The sequence below is a fragment of the Sedimentitalea xiamensis genome (genome assembly GCF_030164465.1).
GTDB classification, from domain to species: Bacteria; Pseudomonadota; Alphaproteobacteria; order Rhodobacterales; family Rhodobacteraceae; genus Sedimentitalea; species Sedimentitalea xiamensis.
The window spans coordinates 105,191-131,818 of sequence record NZ_JASNJE010000002.1; the positions used below are offsets into that span (position 1 = coordinate 105,191).

Sequence of the window (26,628 nt, forward strand, 5' to 3'; positions counted from 1 at the left end):
TCTGGAATGTCGCGGCGGCAGCGGTCGATTGCATCAACCCGCTCCCAGCCTGGTGATCTTGTGATGTCCGGTGGCAAAGCCGATGTGCTTTTGCTCCATGTAGAATTCGAAAGACCAGTCGCCCCCGTCCCGGCCGATGCCGCTGGCCTTGACCCCGCCGAACGGCGTCGGCAGGTGGCGCACGTTTTCCGAGTTGACCCAGATCATTCCGGCCTCGAGCCTGTCCGAGAACCGCAGGGCGCGGGTCAGATCGTTGGTCCAGACATAGCCGGTAAGGCCATAGGGGGTGTCGTTGGCGATCCGCAACGCTTCTTCTTCGGTTCCGAACGGGATCGACGTCAGGACCGGACCAAAGATTTCTTCCTGGGCGATGCGCATCCGGGTCGTGGCATCGGTGAAAAGCGTGGGGCGAACGAAATAGCCGTCTTCGCCGACCGTCTCGCCGCCGGCGGCGATGGTCGCACCGTCAGCCTTGGCGATCTCGAAATAGCCGGTCACTTTCCGGAAATGTTCTTCGCTGACCAGCGGGCCGATTTCGGTGGCCGGATCCAGCGGATGACCCACCTTGATCCTGTTCACCCGTTCGATCAGCCTGGCTTCGAACCGATCCTTGATCGTGTCCTGCACCAACAGGCGCGAGGACGAGGTGCAGCGTTCACCGTTGATCGAATAGATCATGAAGATCACGGCATCCAGCGCCCGGTCGAGATCGGCGTCGTCAAAGACGATGACCGGGTTCTTGCCGCCGAGTTCGAGGTGATTGCGCTTCAGCGTGTCGGCACCCTGCCGGGTGATCAGGCTGCCGGTCCGGCTTTCCCCGACGAAGGCGATGGCCTTGATGACCGGATGTTCGCACAGCGCCTTTCCCGCGTCCTCGCCGAACCCGTTCACCGTGTTCAGCACGCCGGGCGGCAGCCCGGCCTGTTCGGCGATCTCGACCAGCAGCCGCGCTGTCAGCGGAGACGCTTCCGCGGGCTTGTGAACGACGGTGCAGCCCGCTGCGAGCGCCGGCGCGATTTTCCAGGTCGACAGCATGAACGGGGTGTTCCACGGGGTGATAACCCCCACGGGGCCAATGGGAACGCGCGTCGTCACGTTCATCAAGGTCGGTGATCTGAGATGCTTGCCATCGCGCGCCTGCACCACCTGGTCGGCGAAATAGCGGAAATTCTCGGCGCCGCGAAGCGCCGCCTTGGACATGAACTTGTGGGCCTGCCCGGTGTCCCAGCATTCGCAGAGCGCAATCTCCTCGGCGCGCGCCTCGATCCCTTCGGCGATACGGTTCAGGATCTGTCGCCGCTCTGTGGCCGGGAGATCGCGCCAATCGGCAAAAGCCTGCGCGGCGGCCCTGGCGGCAGCATCCACGTCCGACGCCCCGCCGCGCGCCACATCGCAGATGGCGCTCCTGTCCACCGGCGAAACGGATTGGAACACACCGTGTTCACCGGGAACATCCCGGCCCGCGATCCGGTTCAGGATGCCGGTTTCGCGAAACCGCGCGAGATGCCCGTTCAGCCGTTCCAGATTGGTATTCAGCTTGCTCATTCGGGGTCTCCCGAAAGGTAATTTCGGATGGAACTGGCCTTTGGGCTGAGCGCGGGATCGATGTCGCGCATTTCCATCGACAGCATGAAAGACGATCCGGCCATGACATGGGCGCAGAAATCCTCGGCGCAGGCAAAGATGTGCCGGACCGCCTTTTCCTTCGCGTCCATCGGACGGCCGGCGCGCAGCCGGATCGAAATGTCCAGGAATGCATGCCGTGCGTTACCGTCGGCGATCGCGACATGGTCGCAGGCGGTCGCCCGCACCCGGATTCCGGCGACCGGAAATATCCCGGTTTCAATCGCCGCGACGCGGATCGCGTCGCAAAAGCCGCCCATATCCAGACGCTCTGCGAGGTTCGGCGAATAATCGATGTGTATATGCGGCATCGCGAAGCTCCGGATTCCTTTTAATTGACATGTTAACTTTATTGCTTAACATGTCAATTATGAACTCCATCGGTCCTCCGTCCCTTCGCAAGACGTCGCGGTCATTGCCGATCGCCTTGCTGCGCGCACGCGAGGTTGTCATGGAGCCCGTGCGCGAGATGCTCGGCAGCACCGGGGTTTCGGAACAGAAATGGCGCGTCTTGCGGGTGCTTGATGAAGACGGCCCGCAAGAGCAAACGGCGATTGCACGGAATGCCTGCCTGCTGTTGCCCAGCTTGACACGCATTCTGAAAGCCATGGAACGCGACGGGCTCATAACACGCACCGAGGACCGCCTTGACCGGAGAAGATCGATCGTCGAAATCGCCGACAAAGGGCGCAAGATCGTTCTCGACCATACCGAGGCCAGCAACGCCCTGTCCCAGCGCCTGACGGACGAATTCGGCGAGGACGAATTGCGACAGTTGCTGGATCTCTTGAACCGGCTGCAGGACATTTCGCTGCGATAGGCCGGCCTTGATCCCGGCCTGGCTGGCGGCACGTTCCAGCCGCGCGTCGCGCCACGCTAGGCGGACCCGTTCGGTTCTTTGCCGCCCACCGCCTCGGTCAATGCCGCGATGCCGCGAAGCAGCGCCAGGCGGTCAGGTTCCGACAGGTCGTTCAGGATCGCCTCCGCGCGGGCTTCGACCCGGGGAAACAGCTCTGCGAACAGGGCCCGCCCGGCATCGGTGCAGCGGTAGATCCGTTGGCGCTTGTCATGCTCTGCGATCCGACCGACGACGAGATCCTTTTCCTCCAATCGTTTGGACGCACGGCTGATCTGAACCTTGTCCAGCGTCGCGCGCCGCTTGAGATCGGCGGATGTCACTTCCTTTTCGTCCGCAAGCAACGCCAGAAGCCGCCATTCCTCCCGCGACAATCCGTATTCGCGACCGTAGACCTCGACGAGCTTCTGCGAAAAGGCTTCGGCGGCGATGGCCAGCCGATACGGAAAATAGGTCTCAAGCCTCATCGGTTCTCCTTCTCAAGCCGCGCCTGCGCCGCTCACACGGCTCGCGCGGGCAGAAGCTTTCCGGAACAGGCGCCGAAGCCGATGCGGTAACCGTCTCCCTGCGCGTGGCCGCGCAGGGTCAGGGTGTCGCCGTCTTCCAGGAAGGTGCGGGTCTCGCCGGTATCCAGCGTCAGGGGTTCCCGGCCGCCCCAGCTCAGTTCCAGGAGGCTGCCGCGGTTCTCCTTTTCCGGTCCCGAGATCGTGCCCGACCCCAGAAGATCACCGACCCGCATCGGACAACCGGACGAGGTGTGATGCGCAAGTTGCTGCGCAGCGGAATAGTACATCTCGTTGTAGTTGGTGCGGGAGATCACGGTTTCGTCCTTGCCGGCGGGGGCGAGACCGACCTCCAGTTCGATATCATAGAGCATCGGCCCCGGTTCCCGCAGGTAGGGCAAAAGCTCTTTCTCGCGCACCGGTGTCGATGTGCGAAAGGTTTCGAGCGCCGCTTTGGTGACGATCCAGGGGCTGATAGAAGTGGCGGTCGCCTTGGACTGAAACGGACCCAAGGGCTGATATTCCCACGCCTGGATGTCCCGCGCCGACCAGTCGTTCAACAGGACGTAGCCAAAGATCATGTCGTCCGCCTGCTGCACGGAAACAGGCCGGTCAGAAGGCTGCCCGACGATGGCGCCCATTTCCAGTTCCAGGTCGAACCGTCTGGACGGCGCAAGGACCGGCATCTCCATGTCCGGGGCTTTCAACTGGCCGTTTGGCCGCGTCACCTCCGTGCCGCTGACGACGACGGACGACGCGCGCCCGTTGTAACCGATCGGGATGTGCAGCCAGTTGGGCGGCAGGGCGTTGGCCGGGTCGCGGAACAGAGAACCCACGTTGAAGGCATGATGACGCCCGGCATAGAAATCCGTGTATTCGGATACAGAGAACGGCATTTCGAGCCTGGTGCCCGCCATCGGAACGAGAAACCCTTGCAGGTCGGATTGTCCCGCGGCGCCTTCGGACAGGTTTTCCGTCAGGAACGCCCGGAACGCCGCCCATGTATCGGCCCCAAGCGCCATGAAATCGTTCCATACGCCCGACCGGAACGTGCCCGCCGGCAGGTCAAGTTTGCCGGCCGCTTCCAGTGCGCTGACGTCGAGAATCCGGTCGCCGATCGCGACACCCGCGTGCAGGTCGCCGGATCCGGTGCGAAAAGCTCCGTAGGGCAGGTTGTTCAGCGGAAAATCGGTTTCGGCGGTGTTCGCGGAAGCGATCCAGGAACGAAGCAGAGCAGTCATGTGAAATTATCCTTTGGTTGCGTCAGGCTGGTTCTCGGGTCGCGCGGCGTGGAATGCCGGCAACTCCAAGGCTTCGGCCTCTATTTCAAGAAGACGGGAAAACGGGGTCATATCGACGCCCCATCGATGCGCGTTGTAAAGTTGCGGGACAAGGCAGAGATCGGCGATCTGCGGCGCATCGGCAAAGCAGAACCGCGGTCCCTGCGGCAAGAGCGCCTGGAACGCGGCAAGACCTTCGGTCATCCAGTGGCGCATCCACGCGGTGGCGTCGTCGGCGGTGGCGCCGAATTGGGATTTCAGCCGGTTCACCACCTTCAGGTTGTTGACCGGATGAACGTCCATGGCGATGACATGCGCCGCGGCGAGCACCTGCGCGCGTTTCAAGGGATCGCTCGGGATCAACTCGGGTTCGGGCACGAGATGATCGAGGTAGTCGAGAATGGCCATCGACTGGGCCAGGACCGTCCCGTCCGCCAGCACGAGCGCGGGCACCCCCTGCCCCGGATTGAGCGCCCGGAACGCGTCCGAGCGCTGATCGCCCGCAACGAGGTTCACGGGGACGGTCTCAAAGCTCAGCCCCTTGAGGTTCAGCGCAATACGCACCCTGTAGGAGGTGGTGGATCGCCAGTAGGAATAGAGTTTCATCTTCAGTCCTCACCGCATCGGGCGCCGCCCGCCAAGGCCGGGCGGCGCGATACGGTCATTTCTTGCCGGGCGTGCCGTCGAACTTCTTTTCCAGGTCCGACCAGCAGTCGATGTAATCGTCCTGCAACGGCGCTTCCTTGCCGGCGAATTCGGTCAGGTGTTGCGGAAACCGTGTCTCGAACATGAAGGACATCGTGTTGTCCAGCTTGTCCGGCCCCAGATTGGCGTTCGACGCCTTTTCAAAGGCTTCGCGATCGGGTCCGTGTGGCAGCATCATGTTGTGAAGGCTCATTCCGCCGGGCACGAACCCCTGCGGCTTGGCGTCATACTGCCCGTAGATGTTGCCCATCAGTTCGGACATCACGTTCTTGTGGTACCAGGGCGGGCGAAAGGTGTTCTCCATGACCATCCAACGTTCGCGGAACAGGACAAAATCGATGTTGGCCGTTCCGGGCTGACCGGATGGCGCCGTCAGAACCGTGAAGATCGACGGGTCGGGGTGATCGAACAGGATCGCGCCGACCGGGCAATAGTTGCGCAGGTCGTATTTCACCGGGGCGTAGTTGCCATGCCAGGCCACGACATCGAGCGGGGAATGGCCGATGCGCGTCGCATGGAACTGACCGCACCATTTGATCGTCACCGTCGACGGAGCTTCGCGATCCTCGAATGCCGCGACCGGAGACTTGAAATCGCGCGGGTTCGCCATGCAGTTCGCGCCGATCGGCCCACGGCCCGGAAGCTCGAACTTCTGGCCGTAGTTTTCGCAGACGAAACCGCGCGCCGGCCCGTCGAGAACTTCGACGCGATAGACCAGCCCGCGCGGCAGAATCGCGATTTCCTTGGGTTCGAGGTCGATGATGCCCAATTCGGTCGCGAACCGCAGCCGGCCTTCCTGCGGCACCACCAGAAGCTCGCTGTCCGCGGAATAGAAATAGCTGTCGACCATGCTTTCGGTGACCAGATAGATGTGGCTTGCCATGCCGACCTGGGTGTTCACATCGCCCGCGGTGGTCATCGTCCGCATGCCTGTCAGCCAGGTCTGCCCCTGGTCCGAGTGCGGAACGGGGTCCCAGCGGTACTGGCCCAGACTGATCACGTCGTCGACCACGTGCGGCGCCGATTTCCAGTATGGAAGATCGATCCTTTCGTAACGGTGGGAATGTTTCACCGATGGCCGGATCCGGTAGCACCAGGTGCGTTCGTTCTGATGCGCGGGCGCCGTGAACGCTGTGCCCGAAAGCTGTTCGCCATAAAGGCCATAGTTGCATTTCTGCGGGCTGTTCATGCCCTGCGGCAGGGCGCCGGGAAGCGCTTCGGTCTCGAAATCGTTGCCGAACCCCGGCATGTAGCCCGGTGTTGTCGTGGCGCCGTCTGCCTGCACCATCGGCTGGATGTCCATATCGTTCATCTGGTGTCTCCGTGAAAAATCCGAGCGGCATGCGCTCCTAGGTCTGTTTGTTCAGTTCCTTGGCGTGCAGCCAGTCGGCATGTTTCGGCGCGCGTTTGGTCCGGGTCCATTCATCGAGCATCGCCCATTTCACTTCGTCCATCCGCGCCAGCATCGCGTCCTCGTCAGGGTCCGGGCAGGCCAGTTCGACCCGGTGGCCGTTGGGATCGAAGAAATAGATCGAATGAAAGATGGAATGGTCGGTGACGCCAAGCACCTCGACGCCATTGGCTTCCAGATGCTCCTTGAAGGCAATCAGCGTGGCGCGGTCCTTGACCTTGAAGGCGATGTGCTGAACCCAGATCGGCGTGTTCGGGTCCCGTCCCATCTCGGGTTTGGTCGGCAGTTCGAAAAAGGCCAGGACATTGCCGTCACCTGCATCGAGGAACAGGTGCATGTAGGGATCTGGCTCGTGCGTCGACGGCACGTGGTCTTCTGCAATCGCCAGGATGAAATCCATGTTCAGCATCTTGCCATACCAGTCGACCGTTTCCTTGGCGTCTTTGCACCGATAGGCGACGTGGTGAATTTTTTCGATCTTCATCGTGAAAGTCCTTTCCTGGATCATTTGACTGCGACCGAAAGCGCGGCTTTCAGGACGGCGCTGTCGCCGATGTGGTTGGCCAGGACGAGAATGAGCCGCGCGTTGATGGCGTCGCTTTCTTCCTTCGTGCGCCCATCGTGAATTGCGAGCAGGTCTTCGTAGAAATCGTCCGGACCATCGATGTTCGGTGTCAGTGTCAGTTCGCTCATGTCTGTGCCTCCTGCCCGATTGCGCGCCGAAGTGCCTGCCGGATCAGATTGTCGTCAAAACCGGGGCGGCGCGCGGCGACGTGCTGATCCGGGCGGATCAGGTAGACCGCGGACGGCGCATCGCCCAGGTAGCGCGCCGCCAGCTGTCCGGTGGGATCGTCCTTGGCCGACAGCGCGACCCGCCGCACGACGATGCCGCCTTCTTCCAGGGTGTCCGGCGCTTCCGCGTCGATCGTCAGCAGCACGAAATCGTCGCCCAATCGCGACAACAGGAAACCGTCGTCCAAAGGCGCATCGGGACAGGCCGATCCCGGCCGTGTCCGGGCCGGCCCATCCAGCGCATCCGCGGAATTCAGTGGCGAGCCGTCATAGACGCAGGGTACCGACAGGCGGCCGGAATTCACCATCGGCCGCGCAAAGGCATGCCTTTCGCTCAGGTGCAGAACCGCATCGCGGAAGATGCGGCTGATGTCGGATTTCGGCGTGATGAAATCGGTCGACCGCGTGGAATTCCGGATGTTCTCGTCCGCGCCGTGGATGCGTTCGTCGTTGTAGGTATCCAGCAGACTGTCCGGCGCCAGGCCATTGATCACGAGACCCAGCTTCCAGCCCAGGTTGTCCACGTCCTGCATGCCGGAATTGGCGCCGCGCGCGCCGAAGGGCGACACCTGGTGCGCCGCGTCACCCGCGAAAATGACCCGGCCGGCGCGGAACCGATCCATCCGCTTGCACTGGAACGTGTAGATCGAGGACCAGACCATCTCGTATTCCACGTCCGGCCCCAGCATCGCGTCAAGCCGCGCGCGGATGTTTTCCTCTTTCAGCTCTTCCTTGCGGTCCACGTCCCAGCCGATCTGGAAATCGACGCGCCAGACATCGTCGGGCTGCTTGTGCAGCAATGTCGATGCCCCGGCGGACTTGAACGGCGGATCGAACCAGAACCAGCGTTCGGTCGGGAAATTGCCGTTCACCATCTTGATGTCGGCGATCAGGAAACTGTCCCGGAACACCCGTCCGGTGAAATCCAACCCGAGCATCCCGCGCAGCGGCGAATTCGCGCCATCGCACCCGATGAGCCAGTCGGCTTCGATCCGGTAGGGACCTTCGGGGGTCAGAATGTCTATCGCGACATGGTCGTCCCTGACATCGACATGTTCGACCCGGTTCTTGCCCCGGATTTCGATCGGAGCGCCCCTGGCTTGCAGGTTGCGCAGTTCATCAATCATGAACTGTTCGAAATACGGCTGCTGCATGTTGATGAAGGCGGGATACTTGTGCCCCTCTTCGGGCAGCAGATTGAACTCGAACACCTTGCGGTCTTCGTGGAACACCTTTCCGAGATTCCAGACGACGCCTTTCTTCAGCATCGGTTCGCCACAGCCGTAGCGGTCCGCGATCTCAAGGCAGCGCTTTGCGAAGCAGATCGCCCGGCTGCCCATCCCGACCCCTTCGTGATCGTCCAGGACGACCACAGGAATGCCCTGCCGGCCCAGATCCAGGGCGGTGGCGACCCCGATCGGACCGCCTCCCATCACCACGACCGGATGCCGGACGGGCCTGTCCTGATCCTGATCGCCGGACCTTTCGTAGGGATATGCCTTGAAAGCCAGTCTATACCTGTCGTCAAACATGGGTTCTCCTCCCCCTCGCGTTCAGCCCTGAAGCTGTTCCCACATCTCCAGATCGCGCTTGTCGGTCCAGATCCGCGGCGTGTCGATGCCGCGGGCTTCGTCATAGGCACGGGCGACATTGAACGGCAGGCAATGTTCGTAGATCGCATAGTCCTTGAATTTCGGGTCGCAGGCCGCGCGCACCGCGTCCCACGCGTCTTTCAGGCTGCCGCCGCGCGCCGCGACGCGGGCCGCGGGGCGATAGGTGCTGTCGACGAAATCGCGGGTGTTCTCGATCGCCGCATTGACCATGTCCTGTCCGACCAGCGCATCGCCGCGGCCTGGCGCGATGGCATCCACCTCGAACCACTTGATCGCGTCCAGCGTATCGCCCCAATCCGCGAAATGGCCGTCCCCGCAATAGCAGGCGCTGTGATATTCGACGATGTCGCCCGTGAACATGACATTCTGATCCGGCACGTGGATGACGATGTCCCCCGCCGTATGCGCCCGGCCCAGGTGCATGAGATCGACGCGCCGATTGCCGAGATAGACGGTCATGCTGTCGTTGAACGTCGTGGTCGGCCAGGTGAGGCCGGGAATGCTCTCGTGCCCTTCGAACAGGCGCGGGAAGCGCTGGAACTCGCTGTCCCAGTCTTCCTGTCCGCGTTCCACAACCATGGCGCGGGCCATGTCGGACATGATGATCTGATCCGCGCCGAACGCGCTGGCGCCCAGCACGCGCACCGCGTGATAGTGGGTCAGCACCACATGGCTGATCGGCTTGTCCGTCACTTCCCGGACCTTTTCGATCACCTTGCCGGCCAGTTTGGGCGTGGCTTGCGCCTCGACGATCATGACGCTGTCGTCACCGATGATCACCCCGGAATTCGGATCGCCCTCGGCGGTGAAGGCCCAAAGCCCCTCGCCCACCTCTGTAAAGCTGATCTTCTTCTCGCCCATGTCACCCTGGGACGCGAATGCTTTTGCCATGACCAAAAATCCTTTGCTTCTTCCTGATGTTCCTGCCGGCGCGGGAGTCCTCGGAATCCGGCACACGGATGAATCGTTTTGTTCGCAACGTTTTTCGTTGCAAATGCAACGAAAGTCAATATGGTTTCTGTTGCAACCAATGATTTTGAGCATCGCCATGCCCATGACGCATTTCGATCTGACGGGTTTCCTGCCCTACCAACTGGCGGTTCTGTCCGAACGCGTCAGCAAGGCATTGTCTTCCGTCTACACCGAACAGCACGGGCTATCCGTCGCCGATTGGCGCGTTCTGGTTCACACGGCAAAGGAAGGCTCTGTTTCGGTGCGAGATATCCATCGCACCGTGAACCTGGAAAAGCCGCGTGTGAGCCGTTCGGTCTCGAAACTGCAAGACCGGGGATACCTTGCCAAGCAAGCCGACGAGACGGACAAGAGGCTGGTCAAGATATCGCTGACGGAAAGAGGCAATGCGGTTCTGGACGAAATTCTGTCAAAGGCGCTGGCCTTTGAAACCGAACTGACGAGCGCCCTGTCGCAGAAAGATCTGGATCGGATTTTCCGGATTGCAGGGCGGCTGCACCAGAAGCTCGACTCCATGGGAACCGACCCCACGGGAAACGGCACAGTCGCGACCGCCGATGACACCGGAACCGGCGCCGCGCGAAAAGCATCCGGTCCAAGTCCGGCGGGGCTTTCCGAGACCGACGAAGGAAACTGAAACCGCACCGCCGATTGCAGGGCCGCCGGTGCAGCGGGAACGGCGTCGACGATCATCCGGCTCAGCACGTCTTCCAGATCGCCCGGAGGCTAGGGAACAACGACAGAAACCGGTTTCTCGGGGTATTCGGTCAGTGCCGTGCCGCCTGAAAGGGTCTGAAGCACAGCCACTGCCGCCGTTCTCAGAAGGGATGTCATGGGGTTCCCCTCCCGTTCTGGTTCATTATTTGAACCATTGGTTTGTATTTTTACTTTCTTCATTTTCCGTTTCTGTCAAAATCGTTTCCGGATCAGACAGGGCGAAACGCGCCGGCAGGAGACGGAAAACAATGACGCAGGGTTCAGCAACTGTCGAAAAGGCGTTGGGATTGCTGGATTTTTTCAACGACCGGAACCCGTCGCTCGGGTTGAGCGAACTGGCGCGCATGGGCGGCCACAACAAGGCCACGGCGCTTCGATTTCTGACCGCGCTCGAATCAAAAGGTTTCGTGGAACGGGACGCGTCCAGCCGGACCTACCACATCGGACCGGCCTTTCTTCGCTTCGCCAAAATACGGGCAACCAGTTTTCCCTGGACCGAGGCGGTTTCCGAAACCCTGCGCTGGCTTGTGGACGAAACAGGAGAGACCTCGCACGCGTCGGTGCTGGCCGGTGCGGCGCTTGTCAATATCGGCCAGGTCGAAAGCCGCCGGTCCAACAGGGTGATCATCGATCCGGGAGAAGCTTTGCCGTTTCATGCGACAGCTTCCGGCCTCACCTTCCTCGCCTTTGCCGAACCGGGCTTCGTGGAGCGTGTCCTTTCAAGGGAACTTCGGGCGCACACACCCGACACGGACCTTTCACCGGCTCGCATCAGGGAAAAGCTGGCGACCATCCGGTCGTCCGGATGGGGCCGCGCCGAAGGCACCTATGAAGAGGATGTCATCGGGTTTGCCGCCCCCTATTTCGACGCCGACAGGGCGGTTTGCGGCGCTGTCGCCGTCGCGATGCCAAGCGCACGCGTCACCAAGGCATCCGAAACAATCGTGGTGTCGGCGGTAAAGTCCGCGGCGCGCAAACTGACGGCCGCCCGCGGCGGGCCGACGCCCGATCCCGAAATCGAAAACACGTCCCAGCCGGACCCCAAGAAAGAGGACCCTTCCGATGCGTGATCACAACTTCCTGATCGAAAACAACACCAAGCACCTGTGGCAACCGATGGCGCATCCGGCCGAAGCCAGGGCCAACCCGCCGAAGATCATCGTCGGCGCCGAAGGCGTGCGCATCACGGATGTCCATGGCCAGTCGGTGATCGACGCGGTCGGTGGCCTCTGGAACGCGAACCTCGGCTATTCCTGCGAACCGATCAAACGGGCGATCGCAGATCAGTTGCAGGTGCTGCCCTACTATTCGTCCTTCCGCGGTTCGATGCCGGGTCCGGCCATCGAACTCGCCGCCAAACTGCGGGAATGGTTCGAACCGGACGGGCTTGTCCGGGTGTTTTTCACCTCCGGCGGGTCCGACAGTGTGGATACCTCTTTGAAGCTGGCCCGCCAGTATCACAAGATCCGGGGCGAACACGGCCGCACGAAGTTCATCTCCTTCAAGAAAGGCTATCACGGCACCCATTGGGGCGGCGCATCGGTCAACGGAAACAAGAACTTCCGTCACAATTATGAACCCCTGCTGCCGGGCTGCATTCACATTCCGGCCCCCTACCCTTATCGTAACCCTTTCGGTGAAACCGATCCGGCGCGGCTTGCGGACCTGATCGCGGCCATTCTCGAAGACGAAATCGCGTTCAACGGCGCCGATACGATTGCCGCCTTCATCATGGAGCCGATCCTCGGCGCGGGCGGGGTGATTCCGCCCCATCCGTCGCTGATGCCGAAGATCCGCGAGATCTGCGACCGCAATGGCATCCTGTTGATCGCGGATGAAATCATCACCGCCTTCGGGCGCACCGGCGCCTGGACAGGCTCGCGGCTCTGGGGCGTGCAACCGGACATGGCCTGCTTCGCCAAGGCGATCACCAATTCCTATTTCCCCTTCGGCGTGGTCATGATCGCCGAAAGGATGGTGGACGCCTTCGAGTCCTCGGACGCCAGATCCGCGAACATCGCCACGGGCTACACCTATTCCGGTCATCCGGTCGGCGCGGCCGCCGGTCTGGCCACCCTCGCCGAAACCCGGCGCCTGAACGTGCCGGTCAATGCCGCGGCGCGGGGCGCGCAGCTCTTTGAAGGCGCAAAGGCGCTGATGGCGAAACACGAGTTGATCGGCGACGTCCGGGGCGGTCACGGGCTGATGATAGGCATCGAATGCGTTTCCGACCGCGCCACCAAGACGCCGGCCACTGGCCCCGCCATGGGCATTGTCTCGGAAACCACCTATCAGAACGGCGTCATGATCCGGGTTTCCGGTCCGAACATCATCCTCTCCCCACCCCTGGTGATTTCCGGGGAGGACTGCACCGCCATCCTGGACGCGCTGGACGCGGGTTTCAGCGCCGCCGCCGCACTGGCCTAGGAAGATCACCGGTTGCGGCGGCTTCGGTCGCCCCGACCGACAGGGAGGAAACACACGATGGACAGGACAATTCTGCTCCTGGGCACCGGCGACACGAAATCGGATGAAATGCAGTTCCTCGCCGATTGCATCAAGGCGCAGGGCGGAACGGTGGTCGTGATGGATGTCGGCGTGATCGGCGATCCGACTTGCCAGGTCGATATCTCCCGCCACGACGTCGCCAGGGCCGCCAGGACCGACAATGCGGCCATCGTCGCCCTCGGCGACGAAAACAAGGCGATGACCAAGACCTCCGAAGGTGCGGCCACGCTCGCCAGGGCTTTGTGCGAGGAAGGCAGGGTTCACGGGGTGCTGATCCTGGGCGGCACCATGGGAACGGACCTTGCCCTGGATGTCTGCGAAGCCCTGCCCCTGGGCTTTCCCAAGGTCATCCTGACAACGGTCGCGTTTTCCCCGCTTCTGCCGCCGGACCGGATCAGTCCCGACGTCATGATGGTCCTCTGGGCCGGCGGTCTCTATGGGCTGAACACCGTGTGCCGCATGTCGCTGTCACAGGCCGCGGGCGCGGTTCTGGGCGCGGCGCGCGCCGCGGGCGCGGTTCTGGGCGCGGCGCGCGCCGCGGTCACGGCGGCGGTCGGGAAACCGACGATCGGCATGACGTCTCTTGGCAGCGCCTCGTTGAAATACATGAAACGCCTGAAGCCCGCCCTTGAAGCGCGTGGATTCGAACTGGCCGTGTTTCACACCACCGGCATGGGCGGACGGGCCTTTGAGACCCTGGCGGCGCGAGGGGCCTTTGCCTGCGTCATGGATTTTTCGCTGGTCGAGGTGTCCAATGATCTGCTCGGCTCGGTCGTGAGCGCGGGACGGGACCGGATGACCGCCGCCGGCGCCGCCGGAATTCCGCAGATCATCGCGCCCGGCGGTGTCAGCCTGATCGACATGCGCACATGGGCTGAGCCGCCCGCCGGACTCGGAACGCGCGAGGTTCATGCGCACAACCGGTTGATCGCATGCGCCTTGATGAACACGGACGAAAAGATCCTGGCGGCCAGGGCGATTGCGGCCAAGGCAAACGCGGCAAAGGGCGCGACACGGGTCGTGATGCCAATGGGCGGCATCGACGAATGGGACCGTCCGGGCGGCCCCTTCCACGACCCGGAGGGATTGCAGGCATTCGCGAAGACCCTCCGGGATTCCACCGCATCCGACCGGTTCGAGATCATCGAGGCGCATATCAACGATGCCGCCTTCGCGGATCGCGTGCTGGCGATACTCGATGCATGGCTCGCGGACGGCACCGTGGCCCGCCCCGGCTGATCGAACGACCCGGACCGCAGGATATCCGGTTCCGGGACCGGATGCTTCCAAAACGATGGGCGGGGCCTCGTGGCGGTCGCGGCGGGTGTCCGGCCTCCGGCGCGCTCGCGGTGCTTTGCCGCGCGCCATGCGGAGGCCGGAAGGCAAAGGTTCGGCGGCGGCGGTCAAAATACCCGCCGGAGCCGGCTGTCATTGGCGGCGGTTCAGCGTGCAGCCTCGTCTTCGGCGGTGATTTCAGCCTGAATCTGGCGTTCGCGGTCCGGCCATTGCGATTTGATCCAGGCCAGCACGTCCCGAATTTCGGCCTCGGAGTGGGTTTCGGCGAAGCCGGGCATGTCGCTCTCATAGCCGCCCCCGATCACCGCCGAGGCCCCGCGCAGGGTGATGTCCAGCAGAACCCGGTCCGGATGATGCCATGTGTGTCCCGTCCTGTCGTGAGGCGGCGCCGGCAGACGGCCATCAGGTCCCGGCGAACGCCAATCCGCCTGCCCTTCCAGGTCCGCGCCATGACAGGATGCGCAGGCCTCGGCATAGATGGCCGCCCCGCGCGCCAGGTCCGGCGCGTATGCGCCTCCCTCGGGCAGGCTGCGGGCGTCAGGCAGCAGCAGCCAGACGCCTGCCGCCGCCGCGACCAGCGCCGCGACGCCGAGAACCGCCCACGCCCTCACAGCTCCAGCCTCCGCAGCCGCAATGAATTGCCGATGACGGACACCGACGAAAGGCTCATCGCAGCGGCGGCGACCATCGGCGACAGCAGGACTCCGAAGACCGGAAACAGGATCCCGGCGGCCACCGGCACGCCGGCAGCGTTATAGACAAAGGCAAAGAACAGGTTCTGGCGGATGTTGCGCATGGTCGCATGCGCCAGCCTGCGCGCACGGACGATGGCGCGGAGATCGCCGCGCACCAGCGTCACCCCGGCGCTTTCCACCGCGACATCCGCCCCGGTGCCCATCGCGATCCCCACATCGGCCTTCGCAAGCGCGGGCGCATCGTTGACACCGTCCCCGGCCATGGCGACGGCACGCCCTTCGGCCTGGAAATCCGCGATCAGGGCGGCCTTGTCCTCTGGCGACACATTGGCGCGAATCTCGTCGATTCCCAGTTCCCGGCCGACCGCCTCTGCCGTCCGCTGGCTGTCGCCGGTGGCCATGACGATCTTCAAACCGGCCTCCTGCAGAGCGCGGATCGCGACCGCGGCAGTCTCCTTGATCTGGTCGGATACGGCGACGATCCCGATGAGCTTGCCGTCCGACGCCAAAAACATCGCGGTCTTTCCCGCATCCTGGAATTCATCGAGCCGCGCCTGCGCCGGTGCCGGATCGATCCCCAGATCGGTCATCAGGCCGGCGTTGCCCAGCGCCGTGCTTTGGCCGTCGATCACGCCGCGCACCCCCTTGCCGGTCACGGCATCGAAATCCGCCGCGGTCAGGTGCGCGACCCCGCGGGATTCGGCCGCTCCCAATATGGCTTCGGCCAGCGGATGTTCAGAGCCGCGCTCCAGAGCAGCCGCGAGGGCGAGGATATGATCCTCGTCGTGATCTTGCAGCGCGACGACATCGGTCAGGCTCGGGCGTCCCTGCGTCAGCGTGCCGGTCTTGTCGAGCACCAGCACATCGACCGCCGCGAACCGTTCGAGCGCCTCGGCGTCGCGGATCAGCACCCCCGCCTGCGCGCCCCGCCCGGTCGCCACCATGATCGACATGGGCGTCGCCAGGCCCAGCGCACAGGGACAGGCGATGATCAGCACGCTGACGGCCGCAACCACCGCATAGCCCAGCGGCGGCGGCGGTCCGAAAGCCATCCAGGCGACGAAGGCGGCGACGGCGGCAACGATCACCGCCGGCACGAAATAGCCCGCGACCTTGTCCGCGAGCGCCTGGATAGGCGCACGCGATCGCTGCGCCTGGGCGACCATGGCGACAATCCTGCTCAGCACCGTGTCGGCACCGACCGCGCCTGCCTTCATCACGAAGGACCCGGTCTTGTTCAGGGTCCCTCCGGTCACGGGATCCCCGACGGTCTTTTCCACCGGAATCGGTTCGCCGGTCAGCATGCTTTCATCGACGGAGGAACGCCCCTCCACGACGGTTCCGTCCACCGGCACCGCCTCTCCCGGTCGCACCCGAAGGCGGTCATCCCTGCGCAGGGCGTCAAGCGGCACGTCCTCTTCGCCGGTGTCGGTGACGCGCCGCGCGGTCTTTGGCGCGAGATCCATCAGCGCGCGGATCGCGTCGCCGGTTCGGTCGCGGGCGGTCAGTTCCATCACCTGCCCGACCAGAACCAGGATCAGGATCACCGCCGACGCCTCGAAATAGAGCGGCGGACCATGATCGTCTTGCAGGCTGTCGGGAAATATCCCCGGCAACAGCAACGACACAAGGCTGAACCCGTAGGCCGCGCCGGTGCCGATCGCGATCAGGGTCCACATGTTGAGGTTGCCGGTCACGATGGACGACCAGCCGCGCTTGAAGAACGGCCGCGCCACCCAGACCACGACGGGCGTCGCCAGCAGGAATTGCAGCCAGCGCACGGTGCCATGACCCAACCAGTCCGCGGTCGGAAGGCCAAGCATCCCGCCCATCTCAAGCACCATCACCGCAAGCGCCAGCGGCGCGCCGAACCAGAGCCGGCGCCGGAAATCGACCAGTTCCGGGTTCGGCCCGGATCCGGCGGAAGGCATCGTCGGTTCCAGCGCCATTCCGCAGATCGGGCATTCTCCGGGTCCATCCTGCACGATCTCGGGATGCATCGGACAGGTATAGAGCATGCCTTCGGGCATCGGCTCCGGCGCGGTCCTGTCCGCCGAATAGTCATCCGGCGCGGCCACGAACCTGTCCTGGCAACGCGCCGAACAGAAATAGATTGGCTGACCCGCATGTTTCGTCACGTGCCGTGCGGTCGCGCGGTTCACGGTCATGCCGCAGACCGGGTCCTTGGCCTCGATATAGGCGTCCGGATCCGCCCGGAACCTGGATCGGCACCCGTCATGGCAGAAATGATAGACATGCCCGTCATGCTCAAGACCGGGCTTGCCGGCCTCCGGATCGACGGTCATTCCGCAGACTGGATCGCGAATAACGGTATCGGCAATATCTGGCATGGACGGGACTCCCTCTGGGAGCGACTCTAGGGGTTCCAGTCGCTGGAAGGTCAAGCCCGTTATTGCCCGTCGATCTCGGGGGTCGCGGGTGCTCCACCCTGAAGGTCGGCGATCAGGGCTTCCATCTCGGCGATTTCCAGCCGTTGCGCCTCGATGATCTCGTCCGCCAGCCGCCGTACGCGGGGATCGGATATGCCGGCCCGCTCGCTGGTCAGGATGGCGATCGAATGGTGCGGGATCATCGCCCGCATCCAGGATACGTCCTGCACCGTGACCTGGGACCGGACGAGGGACAGCGAAACCGCAAAGATCAGGAGGCTCGCCCCGACGATGGCCAGGTTGAGCCGCCGGTTCCGATACATTTCCCGCATGAACAGCAGCATGATCACCGCCATGACCGCGCCCATGCCAACCGCCATATAGACGCGGATTTCGCTGAACCGGACATGGGAAAAAGCGTAGCTGTTCAGATACATGAGGCCAAACATCACGATCGTCGAGGTGGCGATCATGGCAAGAAATCGGGGATAGGTCATTCTTTGTCTCCTTCTTTCTGCTGCGGATCGATGGCCGGCAATGGGCGCCGGAACATTCCCAAGACTAGAATGTTCTTGACATTTCTTCAACCGGACGCCCCTAGTGAAGCAATCGGGAGATAACGTCATGAACATCAAGGATGTGGCCGCGGCCAGTGGTCTGCCCGCCAAGACCATCAGATATTACGAGGAGATCGGGCTTGTCCGCGCCGCACGGGGCGCGAACGGCTATCGTCATTTCTCGGAGAGGGACGTCCGGATGCTGTCGTTCCTGAGCCGGGCAAGATCGCTTGGGTTCAGCATCGACGACTGCCGCAGTCTCCTGTCGCTCTACGGCGACCGCGAACGCGCAAGCGCGGACGTCAAGCGGATCGCCCGCGATCACCTCGGACGGATCGCGGTCAAGATTTCGGAACTCGAAGCGATGCGCAACACCCTGGAAACCCTCGTGACCCGCTGCCACGGCGACGACCGGCCCGACTGTCCGATTCTTGAAGACCTCGCCGGGGCAGTCGAACCGGGCTGACAGAACCCGCCTGGCGTGCCCGGACCGCAATCCGTCACGGCGCGACGGTTCGCCTGGATCGGGTCCGACATGGCAGCGACAGTGCAAACCGAACCCATCGTCACATACAGTCCCGCGCGGCGTCTTCGACCAGTTTCACCAGCGTCGGGTAATGCCGGACCCTTGCCGCCGATTGGGCCGAAACCGCGGAGCCACGGATCACGCGGCCCTTGATGCCATGAAAGATCGCCGCCATCCGGAAGAAATTGAACGCGACGTAGAAGTCGTAGTTCGGGATGCAGTCCCGTCCGGTGGCGGAACAGTATTGCGCGACATAATCCGCTTCCGAAGGAATGTTCAGCCGGGCGAGGTCGGCGTCTCTCAGGCCCGCCACGATATCCGGCGGCATCCGGTACATCATCGCATGATAGGTGAAATCCCCCAGCGGACTGCCCAGCGTGGACAGTTCCCAGTCCAGCACTGCGATCACGCGCGGCTCGGTCGGGTGGAAGATCAGGTTGTCGCAGCGAAAATCGCCATGAACGATGCGCGTATCGCCGCCTTCGGGGATGGCCGCAGGCAACCATTCGATCAGACGGTCCATGCCCGGATCGCGCCCGGCATCGGAATCGGCAAGGTAGGACCGGCTCCACCGGCTGATCTGCCGTTCAAAGTAGTTTCCGTGGCGGCCATAGTCGCCCAGCCCGGCCTGATCCGGGTCGATGAGATGCAGGCGCGCCAGTGTTGCGTTCATCGCCGCGAAATAGCGCGGGCGCTCGCCGGTCGGCACATCGGGAAAGGTCGCATCCCAGAAAATGCGGCCTTCCACCATGTCCATGACATAGAAACTGCTGCCGATCACGGTCTCGTCGGCACAGAACCCATGCACCCGGGCCACCGGGAAATCCAATGCGGCAAGGGCCGTCAGCACACGGGCTTCGCGATCCACCGCATGCGCGCCCTTCGCCAGCGGCCCCGGCGGCTTTCGGCGCAACACATAGGTCTTTCGCGGGGTGACAAGCTGATAGGTCGGGTTCGACTGCCCGCCCTTGAACTGGCGCACCGACATGGGTCCGGCGAAACCGTCCACATGCGCCGCCATCCAGCGCTCCAGCGCCGGTTCATCCAGCGCGAACCCCGCGCGCACCGGTGTCGTGCCGGTGTTCGCCGCAGTGCCCGTGGGGGTCGCGGTCATGCCATGGTCTCGCGTTTCCAGTCGCGCTTGATCTTCTTGGCGAGACTCCATTTGTGAACTTCCGTCGGACCGTCATAGATCCGAAAGGCGCGGATTTCGCGAAAAACCTGCTCCACGATCGTATCCGCCGTCACCCCCTGCCCGCCCATGCATTGCACGCTCCGGTCCGCCACCCGCATCAGGGCCTCGGACACCGCGACCTTGGCCATCGAGCTTTCCGCCCCGCCCGGCGCGCCGCTGTCGAGCACATCGGCGCACCAGTAGATCATCAGTTCGGCCTGTTTCAGATCCATCAGGTTTTCGGCCAGCATGAAACCCACGCCTTCATGATCGATCAGGGGCTTGCCAAAGGCCATGCGGCGGTTGGCATAATCCGTCGCGATCTCATGCGCCCGCACACAGGCCCCCAGCCAGCGCATGCAATGGCTCAGACGCGCCGGCGCCAGGCGGACCTGCGCGTATTTGAACCCTTCACCGGACTCGCCCAGCATCTGATCCGCCGGGATGCGCAGATTGTCGATGGTGATCACCGCATGGCCGCCGGGCATGGAACTGTCGATGGTGTCCATGACCCGTTCGATCCGGATCGCAGGATCGGGCAGATCGACCAGGAACATGCAGGCCCCGTCGTCGGATTTGGCCATGACGATCCCCATGCCGGCCCCGTCCGCCCCTGTTATATAGGTCTTGCGGCCATTCACGACCCAATGATTGCCGTCTATCCGGCAAGTGGTCAGCATCATCGACGGGTCCGACCCCGCGCCGCCGTCCTCGGCCGGTTCGGTCATGAAAAAGGCGGTGCGCATGCTGCCGTCCACCATCCGCGTCAGGAAACGTTCCTTCAGTTCCGGCGACGCCACCTTGCCCAGAAGGAACATGTTGCCCTCGTCGGGGGCGCAGGTGTGACAGGCCAGCGGCCCGAGCGGCGACAGGCCCGACCGGATCAGCACGGCGGCGGTTTCGCGCTGTGTCAGGTGGCCCCCATCGTCGAGGATATGCGGTGTCATCACGCCGGCCGCGCGGGCCAGCGCCTTCAGCTCGTCGGCCAGTTCTTCGGACGGGCCATGTCCCCCGAGACGCGGATCGCGCTCATAGGGCGCGACCGTTTCGCGGACAAAGGTTTCGACCCTGTCGGCAATGTCGAGCACGCGGGCGGATATGCCTTCTCTTTGCAGCAGTTTACTCATGTCTGGTCCATCCTGATTTTGGCCGCCGGTCGCCCTGCCGGACCGGGGCGGTGAATTGAAAGGGGCCGCCGCCAGATGCCGCAGCCCGCGGGATCATAACTCCAGGAACCCCAGGTCTTCCTTGATCCGCCGCTTGAGAATCTTGCCATTGGCGTTGCGCGGCAGCGGTGTCTCGTGGACCGTATAGCTTTCAGGGCATTGGTAGTCGGCAAGCCGTGTCGCGCAATGCGCCGCCACTTCGGCCTCGCTGAAGCCTTCCGGCCTGACCGACAACACCGCATGGACCCGTTCGCCCAGGATCGGACAGGGCTTCGCGACCACGGCGGCTTCGATCACGCCGGGACAGGCGGTCAGAACGCTTTCGACCTGCGCGGTGAATACCTTGTGCCCGCCGCGGTTGATCATGTCCTTCTTGCGGTCATGGACATAGACGAACCCATCCGCATCCACCGCGCCGACATCACCCGATTTCCAGAACCCGGCGGAAAATTCGCGGGCGTCGGCCTCGGGGTCGCGCCAGTATCCGGGAACCACCATCGCGCCCCTGATCCATAGCTCCCCGGCCTCGCCCGCGGGCACTTCGCACCCGGTTTCATCCATGACGCAGATCTCCGCCCCCGGCACTGGCCGGCCGACCGACAGCCGGCGCGCCGCGGTCTGATCCGCCGGCATGATCGTGGACGGAGAGGTGGTTTCGGTGGCTCCATAGGCGTTCATCAGTCCGAGGCCCGGCAGCGCATCCGCAAGCCGTTCGATGGTCGCCGCAGGCATCGGCGCACCGCCATAGCCACCGACCCGCCAGGCCGACAGGTCGTAGTCGCCCAGGTCGGCCTGATGCAGGCAGAGGTTATACATGGCCGGCACCATCAGGGAGCATGTCATGCCTTCGCGCGCCGCGCAGTCCAGAAAATGCGGCGCCTTGAACTCGCGCATGACGACAACGCTGCCCCCTGCCCGGACCAGCGTGTGAATCCCCGCGACCAGACCGGTCACGTGGCTCATCGGGACGACCACCACGGTCGTGTCGGCCGGACCCAAGCCCATTTCCATCACGAAATTGGTCGCCGAATGAACGATGCCAAGCCCGGTCAGCATCGCCCCCTTCGGCACGCCCGTGGTGCCGGAGGTGTAGAGGATTGTCGCGACCTCCTCTTCCCCGACATCGGCGGCTTCGATCAGCGGCTCCGACCGGCGCAGGCTGTCATAGCCGGCGAATCCCGCCGCCGTCCCGACCGAGATGCGGGCCTCCAGATGCGGCGTTTCATCGGGCACCGGCACGAGGCCGGCGAACTCGGCCTCGGCGATCAGCGCGACGGCTTGCGAATTCACCAGGGCGTGGCGAATGCCAGGCATCTGGTCCCGGATGCTCAACGGGACGGTCACGGCGCCTATCCGGGCGGCGGCATAGGTGACGACCACGAAGGGCACACCATTTCCCAACAGCATCGCCACCCTGTCGCCCCGCTTCACGCCCAGGCCCGCAAGACCCGCCGCCACGCGCCCGACCTCTTCGTCAAGACGCGCATAACTCCAGCGGGTCTCGCCACAGATCAGCGCGTCACTCTGCGGATGCTGCGCGACGGCATCGGCCAGAAGCCCATGCACATTGTGCGCACGCCCGGCGTGGCAAGCCACCACCCGGTTGCCATAATGCAGCTCCCTGCGCAAAGGCGCCCTGTCGGTCATGTCACCCTTTCCTCATGCCGGTTTCCTGCCGCGCGGATCCTGACAGGCGGGCCGTCATGGCGCGCGCCCTTGTTCGGCCAGCCGGCCCGCCGCGCCTGCGATCGGCTGGTCCAGCGGCAGGCCCGCATGGATGAAGCCGCGTTTGAAATCGTCGATATGGCGTTTCATCCAGGCACGGGCGGTTCGCGGATCCTTCGCCCGGATCGCCTCGATCACGTTGTGATGCGCCACGACCTGGCGCGACATCGCCTGCGGCAGTTTCGGGATCAGCAGATCGATCCCGCGATAGAGCAGGAACCCGATGGGTTCGCGCGCCAGCTGCAACACGCGGTTCTTGCTGGCGGCGGCCACCCTGGAATGAAAGGCCGTGTCGATTTCGGCGGACGCCTGCCCCTGCCCCTCGGCGGCAAGCAGCGCCCGCTGGATATCGTCAAGGGCCGCGATGTCATCGGCATCCGCATGCAGCGCCGCCAGTTCCGCCGCGAGCGGTTCGGTCGCGATCGCCACGTTCCACAGTTCTTCGAAAGTGACTTCGAGCATGCTCAGCGCGCGGGTCTGCCGCGACGACAGTTCCGCCATGCGGGGTATGCTGACAACCATCCTGCGGGGCGAGATCCGACGCACGAAGCCTTCGCTTTCCAGCCGGCGAATGCCTTCCCGCACGGTCGACCGGTTGACGTTGAACATGCTGGCCATTTCCAGTTCGCCTGGAAGCCTGTCGCCGGGTTTCAGGGAACCGGCGAGGATCTGCGACTCGATCTCGAGAGATACCTGCTCATAAGCGTGCTGGACGCGAAGGGGTTTCGGTTTGAGCGGCATATGGTCGGTCTTTCTTCACACCCTGATCCGGTCAGCGGCGGTTCCTCTGCGATGGGGCAACGCGTTTCGCTCCTATGCCTTGCCTGCCAGAACCGGATCGATCACGTTGACCCGGATGATTTCGCCACGTTCGATGACGCATTCCCGCTGAAGCAGGTCGCTCGAATGGCTGAGTTCGGACTGCGCGATCAGCACGGACAAGCCTTCGCCCTTCAGCGAGGTGATGACGTCCGAAATCCGCCTGGCCAGCGCGGGCGCCACGCCTTCGAACGGTTCATCCAGCAGCAGCAGCTTGCGTCCGGCGATCAGGGCCCGGCCCAGAGCCGCCATCTTCTGCTGCCCCCCCGACAGAAGCAGCGCCTTGCGCGGCGCCATATTGGCCAGTTCGGGCATCAGGTCATAGACGAATTCCAGGCCTTTCCTGCCGTCGATCTCATCGTTTGCCCAGGCGGGCAGCAGCATGTTTTCCTCGACCGTCAGGTCCGGCACCAGGCGGCGATCTTCCGGCATGTAGCCGAATCCCAGGCGGGCCCGCAGGCGCGGCTGCATGTTCGAGATATCCTCGCCGTCCCACTTCACCGTCCCGGCCGCCATCTTCGCCAGCCCGGTGATGGTGCGCATGACCGTCGTCTTGCCGGCCCCGTTGCGGCCGATCAGCCCCATGCGTTCGCCCGCCCCGACATCGAGGCTGACGCCGCGCAGGATGGGCGCCGCCTGGATGCTGACCTGCACGTTTTCCAGTTTCAGCGTCATGCCGGCGTCCCCGTCACATAGCGTTGCACTTCCGGGTCGAGCAAAACCTCGTCCGGGGCGTCGTCCGCGATGATCCGTCCGTCGTAGAACGCCAGCACCCGTTCGGAATATCGGGTCACGATATCCATGTCGTGTTCGACGAAAATGACCGTGACGCCGGTGGACCGCAGCGCCTCCATCACCAGATCCATGATCGGGAACTTTTCGTCCGACGCGACCCCCGATGTCGGTTCGTCCAGCAGCATGATCTGCGTGTCGCCCGCCATGGCCATGGCGATGTCCAGCAGTTTCTTGACCCCCCCGGACAGTTCCGGCACCAGCCTGTCCCTGTGTTCGGCAATATTGAACCGCTCGAGCGTGGCCACCGCCCGGTCCCGTGCTTCCGGGTCATGGGCCCGGCGCAGGAAGGAAGGCCCGGACGCGCCATGAATCGCGCCCGCCAGCAGCATGTTTTCCTCGACCGTGAGATCGTTGCAGAGCTGCGCGATCTGGAACGACCGGTGAATGCCCATCCGCGTGATCTGGCGCGGGGCCATCCCGGCGATGTCGCGGTCGGCAAATCTGATCGAGCCGGAGTCGGGCTTGATGTACCCCGTCACCATGTTGACGAAGGTGGTCTTGCCGGCGCCGTTGGACCCGATCAGCGAAAAGACCGCGCCTTCGGGCACCGCGACCGAGATGTCTTTCGCCGCGGTCACGGCCCCAAAGGATTTCTGCACGTCTCGGACTTCGAGCACGGTCCTGGTCATGCCGCGTTTCCTTTCCGGCGGCCGACCAGCGAGCCCAGCCCGTTCGGCAAGAGCACGATCACGACGAGAAGGAAGATGCCGAGCGCCAATTGCCAGGTATTGGGAAAGTAGAGGTTCGAGAACGACCGCACCAGTTCCAGGATGATCGCCGCGACAAAGACCGCCGGGACGGACAGATAGCCCGCGAGGATCGCCACGAAAACGAACTCGCCGGAAGTGGTCCAGAAGGCAAACTCCGGGTCCACATGGCCCAGGGCCAGCGCCGCGATGGTGCCGCCGATGCCGCCCAGCACGGCGCCGAACACGTAGTTGTAGGTCATGATGTTGCGCACCGATGCTCCCAGATATTCGACCCTGAGTTCGTTGTCGCGCGTCGCCAGCGTGATCAGCCCCTGTTCGCTGTCAAAGTAGATGCGCATCAGCGTGCCCGCGATGACGACGATCGCCACGACGTAGATATACAGAGCCGTCTGCAAAGGGCGGCCTTCCGGCGCCCAGCCCAGGAAGGTCGGCGCGGCGATGTTCAGCCCGTCGGTGCCGCCGATGACGCTCATCTTCGACAGGGACCCGTAAAGCACCATCGACAGGGCCAGCGACAGCATCGCGAAGAAGATGCCGCGGTAGCTGGACAGCAGCGGCCCGAAGGCCATTCCGACCAACAGGCAGGCCAGCGCGCTCAGCAAGGTCAGCAGGAAGATGTCGGAGACCCCGAAACTGTTGGCCACGAGCGTCGCCGTGTAGGCGCCGATGCAGTAATAGAGCCCCTGCCCGAACGACACGACGCCGCCGCGCATCATGCCGACGATACCCAGGCACACCAGACCCTTGGCCAACGCCATGGCGCACAGGAACATCGCCCAGTCCGGCAGGATCACCGATCCCGCCGCCAGAACGGCAAAGGCGGCGGTTGCGCCGAGGAAAAGTTTCGACCGCATCAGATCTTCCTCACCTGGGTTTTCGCGAACAGCCCCTCGGGCCGGAACAGGAGGACGATCGCCATCACGAAGTAGATGATGAAGAGTTCGGCTTCCGGCAGCAGATGCACCGAGGCCGCCCGGCTGATCCCGACCAGCAGCGCGCCGATGGCGGCCCCCGGAACCGACCCGAGCCCGCCGATGATCACCACCGCGAAGGCCACGATGATGACATTGACGCCCAGCCCCGGCGTGACCGAAATCATCGGCGCCGTCAGCGCGCCGCCAAGCGCCGCAAGGAACGTCCCGGCCATGAAGGCCCCGAGATAGATCCGCTGCACGTTCACGCCCATCGTCTGGCTCATCTCGGAATCGTGGATGACCGCCAGAACGACCTTGCCGATGCGGGTGCGGTTGAGTGTCAGCCACACCGCCAGCCCGACGACGATCGCCGCCGCGATGACCGCGAAATCGTAGCCGACATAGAACAGCGGCCCGATCTCGACATCTCCGAGCAGCGTGTAGGGTTCATAGACGAAATAGGGATTGACGCCCCAGATCAGTTTCATCACGTCCTCGAGAATGAGGAACACCGCATAGGTCACGAGCACATTGAGCACCTCGTCGCGCCCGTAAAAGAACCGCAGCAGGCCGCGTTCCAGCAGCGGCCCCAGCACCAGCGCGACCAGCACCGCCGCAAGGATGAGCGCCACGTAGCTGCCATAGGGAAACGCCTGCCCGCCAGCCGCGAAATAGGCCCCCACAAGAGAGGCGGACGCATAGGCGCCGATGGCGTAAAGGCTGCCATGCGCGATGTTGAGAATGTTCAGCACGCCGAAGACGAGCGTCAGGCCGACAGAGACAATAAACAGCCAGCCGGCGTAAATCAGGCCATCGACAAGGATGGTTGCGACAAGATCCATGGGTCAGGTGTCCCAGCGCTGTATCATGCAAGGAAAGCC

The 26,628-nt window shown here is 63.6% G+C and carries 28 protein-coding genes; 6 read left to right on the forward strand and 22 right to left on the reverse strand.

Going from position 1 to position 26,628, the window contains the following annotated elements; translation table 11 throughout:
* Positions 1-33 precede the first annotated feature (33 nt).
* Together hpaE and QO034_RS02365 are read right to left on the reverse strand one after the other, a co-directional pair.
* Complete coding sequence (gene hpaE / locus QO034_RS02360) at positions 34-1,545, reverse strand: 5-carboxymethyl-2-hydroxymuconate semialdehyde dehydrogenase (RefSeq protein WP_284483897.1); 1,512 nt, start codon at positions 1,543-1,545, stop codon at positions 34-36.
* Positions 1,542-1,934, reverse strand: coding sequence for a 5-carboxymethyl-2-hydroxymuconate isomerase (locus QO034_RS02365; RefSeq protein WP_284483898.1), 393 nt, complete (start codon positions 1,932-1,934; stop codon positions 1,542-1,544). Before QO034_RS02365 ends, hpaE begins: the two co-directional genes overlap by 4 nt.
* Before the next feature lie 104 nt (positions 1,935-2,038).
* Between QO034_RS02365 and hpaR the strand changes: the two genes are divergently transcribed.
* Complete coding sequence (hpaR, locus tag QO034_RS02370; RefSeq protein WP_284483899.1) at positions 2,039-2,443, forward strand: homoprotocatechuate degradation operon regulator HpaR; 405 nt, start codon at positions 2,039-2,041, stop codon at positions 2,441-2,443.
* A 56-nt stretch (positions 2,444-2,499) separates the two neighbouring features.
* Here the strand turns inward: hpaR and QO034_RS02375 are convergent, their stop codons facing one another.
* From QO034_RS02375 to QO034_RS02410, 8 genes are read right to left on the reverse strand one after another with little or no spacing between them, the layout of a single operon-like run.
* Positions 2,500-2,946 carry a MarR family winged helix-turn-helix transcriptional regulator gene (locus QO034_RS02375; protein WP_284483900.1) on the reverse strand — a complete coding sequence of 149 codons (447 nt, stop codon included), beginning with the start codon at positions 2,944-2,946 and terminating at the stop codon, positions 2,500-2,502.
* A 32-nt stretch (positions 2,947-2,978) separates the two neighbouring features.
* A complete protein-coding gene (gene fahA / locus QO034_RS02380; protein ID WP_284483901.1) occupies positions 2,979-4,223 on the reverse strand; it encodes a fumarylacetoacetase in 1,245 nt (414 codons plus the stop codon).
* Between the two features lie 6 nt (positions 4,224-4,229).
* Complete coding sequence (gene maiA / locus QO034_RS02385) at positions 4,230-4,868, reverse strand: maleylacetoacetate isomerase (RefSeq protein ID WP_284483902.1); 639 nt, start codon at positions 4,866-4,868, stop codon at positions 4,230-4,232.
* Positions 4,869-4,923: 55 nt separating this feature from the next.
* Positions 4,924-6,279 carry a homogentisate 1,2-dioxygenase gene (gene hmgA / locus QO034_RS02390; protein WP_284483903.1) on the reverse strand — a complete coding sequence of 452 codons (1,356 nt, stop codon included), beginning with the start codon at positions 6,277-6,279 and terminating at the stop codon, positions 4,924-4,926.
* 37 nt (positions 6,280-6,316) lie between these two features.
* Positions 6,317-6,862, reverse strand: coding sequence for a VOC family protein (locus tag QO034_RS02395; RefSeq protein ID WP_284483904.1), 546 nt, complete (start codon positions 6,860-6,862; stop codon positions 6,317-6,319).
* A gap of 20 nt (positions 6,863-6,882) precedes the next feature.
* Positions 6,883-7,071, reverse strand: coding sequence for a DUF2783 domain-containing protein (locus QO034_RS02400; protein WP_284483905.1), 189 nt, complete (start codon positions 7,069-7,071; stop codon positions 6,883-6,885).
* Positions 7,068-8,702, reverse strand: a complete 1,635-nt coding sequence (locus QO034_RS02405) for an FAD-dependent oxidoreductase (protein WP_284483906.1) — start codon at positions 8,700-8,702, stop codon at positions 7,068-7,070. Before QO034_RS02405 ends, QO034_RS02400 begins: the two co-directional genes overlap by 4 nt.
* 21 nt (positions 8,703-8,723) lie before the next feature.
* Positions 8,724-9,674: an MBL fold metallo-hydrolase gene (locus QO034_RS02410; RefSeq protein WP_284483907.1), complete on the reverse strand. Its 951-nt coding sequence runs from the start codon at positions 9,672-9,674 to the stop codon at positions 8,724-8,726.
* A gap of 157 nt (positions 9,675-9,831) precedes the next feature.
* Between QO034_RS02410 and QO034_RS02415 the strand changes: the two genes are divergently transcribed.
* The gene (locus QO034_RS02415) at positions 9,832-10,392 is read left to right on the forward strand and encodes a MarR family winged helix-turn-helix transcriptional regulator (protein ID WP_284483908.1); all 561 of its coding nucleotides are present in this window, start codon (positions 9,832-9,834) and stop codon (positions 10,390-10,392) included.
* A gap of 89 nt (positions 10,393-10,481) precedes the next feature.
* Here QO034_RS02415 and QO034_RS02420 read toward each other — a convergent pair whose 3' ends face one another.
* Complete coding sequence (locus tag QO034_RS02420) at positions 10,482-10,652, reverse strand: hypothetical protein (RefSeq protein WP_284483909.1); 171 nt, start codon at positions 10,650-10,652, stop codon at positions 10,482-10,484.
* A gap of 68 nt (positions 10,653-10,720) precedes the next feature.
* On the opposite strand from QO034_RS02420, the gene QO034_RS02425 reads away from it, so the two are divergent.
* The 3 genes from QO034_RS02425 to QO034_RS02435 are packed head-to-tail and all read left to right on the forward strand — an operon-like array spanning position 10,721 to position 14,219.
* On the forward strand, positions 10,721-11,542 hold the full coding sequence (locus QO034_RS02425) for an IclR family transcriptional regulator (RefSeq protein ID WP_284483910.1): 822 nt from the start codon (positions 10,721-10,723) through the stop codon (positions 11,540-11,542).
* Complete coding sequence (locus QO034_RS02430; RefSeq protein ID WP_284483911.1) at positions 11,535-12,899, forward strand: aminotransferase class III-fold pyridoxal phosphate-dependent enzyme; 1,365 nt, start codon at positions 11,535-11,537, stop codon at positions 12,897-12,899. The genes QO034_RS02425 and QO034_RS02430 overlap by 8 nt, the downstream gene beginning before the upstream one ends.
* 57 nt (positions 12,900-12,956) lie before the next feature.
* Positions 12,957-14,219 carry a Tm-1-like ATP-binding domain-containing protein gene (locus tag QO034_RS02435; RefSeq protein ID WP_284483912.1) on the forward strand — a complete coding sequence of 421 codons (1,263 nt, stop codon included), beginning with the start codon at positions 12,957-12,959 and terminating at the stop codon, positions 14,217-14,219.
* 203 nt (positions 14,220-14,422) lie between these two features.
* Here the strand turns inward: QO034_RS02435 and QO034_RS02440 are convergent, their stop codons facing one another.
* Genes QO034_RS02440 through QO034_RS02450 form a run of 3 tightly spaced genes read right to left on the reverse strand, consistent with a single transcriptional unit; the run spans position 14,423 to position 17,858 of the window.
* Positions 14,423-14,887: a c-type cytochrome gene (locus QO034_RS02440; RefSeq protein WP_284483913.1), complete on the reverse strand. Its 465-nt coding sequence runs from the start codon at positions 14,885-14,887 to the stop codon at positions 14,423-14,425.
* Positions 14,884-17,322, reverse strand: coding sequence for a heavy metal translocating P-type ATPase (locus tag QO034_RS02445; protein ID WP_284483914.1), 2,439 nt, complete (start codon positions 17,320-17,322; stop codon positions 14,884-14,886). The genes QO034_RS02440 and QO034_RS02445 overlap by 4 nt, the downstream gene beginning before the upstream one ends.
* 59 nt (positions 17,323-17,381) lie before the next feature.
* Complete coding sequence (locus QO034_RS02450) at positions 17,382-17,858, reverse strand: DUF305 domain-containing protein (RefSeq protein ID WP_284483915.1); 477 nt, start codon at positions 17,856-17,858, stop codon at positions 17,382-17,384.
* Between the two features lie 127 nt (positions 17,859-17,985).
* Between QO034_RS02450 and cueR the strand changes: the two genes are divergently transcribed.
* Positions 17,986-18,384 (forward strand): Cu(I)-responsive transcriptional regulator, encoded by a 399-nt coding sequence (gene cueR, locus QO034_RS02455; RefSeq protein ID WP_284483916.1) that lies wholly within the window; start codon positions 17,986-17,988, stop codon positions 18,382-18,384.
* Between the two features lie 100 nt (positions 18,385-18,484).
* Here the strand turns inward: cueR and QO034_RS02460 are convergent, their stop codons facing one another.
* The 8 genes from QO034_RS02460 to QO034_RS02495 form a co-directional block, all read right to left on the reverse strand.
* Entirely contained in the window at positions 18,485-19,558 is a 1,074-nt protein-coding gene (locus QO034_RS02460) for a phosphotransferase (RefSeq protein WP_284483917.1), read from the reverse strand.
* Positions 19,555-20,745 carry an acyl-CoA dehydrogenase family protein gene (locus tag QO034_RS02465; RefSeq protein WP_284483918.1) on the reverse strand — a complete coding sequence of 397 codons (1,191 nt, stop codon included), beginning with the start codon at positions 20,743-20,745 and terminating at the stop codon, positions 19,555-19,557. The genes QO034_RS02460 and QO034_RS02465 overlap by 4 nt, the downstream gene beginning before the upstream one ends.
* Before the next feature lie 93 nt (positions 20,746-20,838).
* On the reverse strand, positions 20,839-22,431 hold the full coding sequence (locus QO034_RS02470; RefSeq protein WP_284483919.1) for a class I adenylate-forming enzyme family protein: 1,593 nt from the start codon (positions 22,429-22,431) through the stop codon (positions 20,839-20,841).
* A 54-nt stretch (positions 22,432-22,485) separates the two neighbouring features.
* Positions 22,486-23,250, reverse strand: a complete 765-nt coding sequence (locus QO034_RS02475; protein ID WP_284483920.1) for a FadR/GntR family transcriptional regulator — start codon at positions 23,248-23,250, stop codon at positions 22,486-22,488.
* Positions 23,251-23,322: 72 nt separating this feature from the next.
* A complete protein-coding gene (locus QO034_RS02480; RefSeq protein WP_284483921.1) occupies positions 23,323-24,003 on the reverse strand; it encodes an ABC transporter ATP-binding protein in 681 nt (226 codons plus the stop codon).
* Positions 24,000-24,752 carry an ABC transporter ATP-binding protein gene (locus tag QO034_RS02485; protein WP_284483922.1) on the reverse strand — a complete coding sequence of 251 codons (753 nt, stop codon included), beginning with the start codon at positions 24,750-24,752 and terminating at the stop codon, positions 24,000-24,002. The genes QO034_RS02480 and QO034_RS02485 overlap by 4 nt, the downstream gene beginning before the upstream one ends.
* On the reverse strand, positions 24,749-25,687 hold the full coding sequence (locus QO034_RS02490; protein WP_284483923.1) for a branched-chain amino acid ABC transporter permease: 939 nt from the start codon (positions 25,685-25,687) through the stop codon (positions 24,749-24,751). Before QO034_RS02490 ends, QO034_RS02485 begins: the two co-directional genes overlap by 4 nt.
* The gene (locus tag QO034_RS02495) at positions 25,687-26,589 is read right to left on the reverse strand and encodes a branched-chain amino acid ABC transporter permease (RefSeq protein ID WP_284483924.1); all 903 of its coding nucleotides are present in this window, start codon (positions 26,587-26,589) and stop codon (positions 25,687-25,689) included. The genes QO034_RS02490 and QO034_RS02495 overlap by 1 nt, the downstream gene beginning before the upstream one ends.
* Positions 26,590-26,628: the final 39 nt, after the last annotated feature.

Bases quoted from the DNA above. Each gene is read 5' to 3' on its own strand.
- QO034_RS02480 (WP_284483921.1), bottom strand. From the start codon at position 24,003: ATGACGCTGAAACTGGAAAACGTGCAGGTCAGCATCCAGGCGGCGCCC.
- hmgA (WP_284483903.1), bottom strand. From the start codon at position 6,279: ATGAACGATATGGACATCCAGCCGATGGTGCAGGCAGACGGCGCCACG.
- QO034_RS02485 (WP_284483922.1), bottom strand. From the start codon at position 24,752: ATGACCAGGACCGTGCTCGAAGTCCGAGACGTGCAGAAATCCTTTGGG.
- QO034_RS02405 (WP_284483906.1), bottom strand. From the start codon at position 8,702: ATGTTTGACGACAGGTATAGACTGGCTTTCAAGGCATATCCCTACGAA.
- QO034_RS02460 (WP_284483917.1), bottom strand. From the start codon at position 19,558: ATGACCGCGACCCCCACGGGCACTGCGGCGAACACCGGCACGACACCG.
- QO034_RS02430 (WP_284483911.1), top strand. From the start codon at position 11,535: ATGCGTGATCACAACTTCCTGATCGAAAACAACACCAAGCACCTGTGG.
- QO034_RS02365 (WP_284483898.1), bottom strand. From the start codon at position 1,934: ATGCCGCATATACACATCGATTATTCGCCGAACCTCGCAGAGCGTCTG.
- maiA (WP_284483902.1), bottom strand. From the start codon at position 4,868: ATGAAACTCTATTCCTACTGGCGATCCACCACCTCCTACAGGGTGCGT.
- cueR (WP_284483916.1), top strand. From the start codon at position 17,986: ATGAACATCAAGGATGTGGCCGCGGCCAGTGGTCTGCCCGCCAAGACC.
- QO034_RS02425 (WP_284483910.1), top strand. From the start codon at position 10,721: ATGACGCAGGGTTCAGCAACTGTCGAAAAGGCGTTGGGATTGCTGGAT.
- QO034_RS02465 (WP_284483918.1), bottom strand. From the start codon at position 20,745: ATGAGTAAACTGCTGCAAAGAGAAGGCATATCCGCCCGCGTGCTCGAC.
- QO034_RS02400 (WP_284483905.1), bottom strand. From the start codon at position 7,071: ATGAGCGAACTGACACTGACACCGAACATCGATGGTCCGGACGATTTC.
- QO034_RS02420 (WP_284483909.1), bottom strand. From the start codon at position 10,652: ATGAAGAAAGTAAAAATACAAACCAATGGTTCAAATAATGAACCAGAA.
- QO034_RS02410 (WP_284483907.1), bottom strand. From the start codon at position 9,674: ATGGCAAAAGCATTCGCGTCCCAGGGTGACATGGGCGAGAAGAAGATC.
- QO034_RS02435 (WP_284483912.1), top strand. From the start codon at position 12,957: ATGGACAGGACAATTCTGCTCCTGGGCACCGGCGACACGAAATCGGAT.
- QO034_RS02450 (WP_284483915.1), bottom strand. From the start codon at position 17,858: ATGACCTATCCCCGATTTCTTGCCATGATCGCCACCTCGACGATCGTG.
- QO034_RS02495 (WP_284483924.1), bottom strand. From the start codon at position 26,589: ATGGATCTTGTCGCAACCATCCTTGTCGATGGCCTGATTTACGCCGGC.
- QO034_RS02475 (WP_284483920.1), bottom strand. From the start codon at position 23,250: ATGCCGCTCAAACCGAAACCCCTTCGCGTCCAGCACGCTTATGAGCAG.
- QO034_RS02375 (WP_284483900.1), bottom strand. From the start codon at position 2,946: ATGAGGCTTGAGACCTATTTTCCGTATCGGCTGGCCATCGCCGCCGAA.
- QO034_RS02470 (WP_284483919.1), bottom strand. From the start codon at position 22,431: ATGACCGACAGGGCGCCTTTGCGCAGGGAGCTGCATTATGGCAACCGG.
- fahA (WP_284483901.1), bottom strand. From the start codon at position 4,223: ATGACTGCTCTGCTTCGTTCCTGGATCGCTTCCGCGAACACCGCCGAA.
- hpaE (WP_284483897.1), bottom strand. From the start codon at position 1,545: ATGAGCAAGCTGAATACCAATCTGGAACGGCTGAACGGGCATCTCGCG.
- QO034_RS02490 (WP_284483923.1), bottom strand. From the start codon at position 25,687: ATGCGGTCGAAACTTTTCCTCGGCGCAACCGCCGCCTTTGCCGTTCTG.
- QO034_RS02415 (WP_284483908.1), top strand. From the start codon at position 9,832: ATGCCCATGACGCATTTCGATCTGACGGGTTTCCTGCCCTACCAACTG.
- QO034_RS02395 (WP_284483904.1), bottom strand. From the start codon at position 6,862: ATGAAGATCGAAAAAATTCACCACGTCGCCTATCGGTGCAAAGACGCC.
- QO034_RS02445 (WP_284483914.1), bottom strand. From the start codon at position 17,322: ATGCCAGATATTGCCGATACCGTTATTCGCGATCCAGTCTGCGGAATG.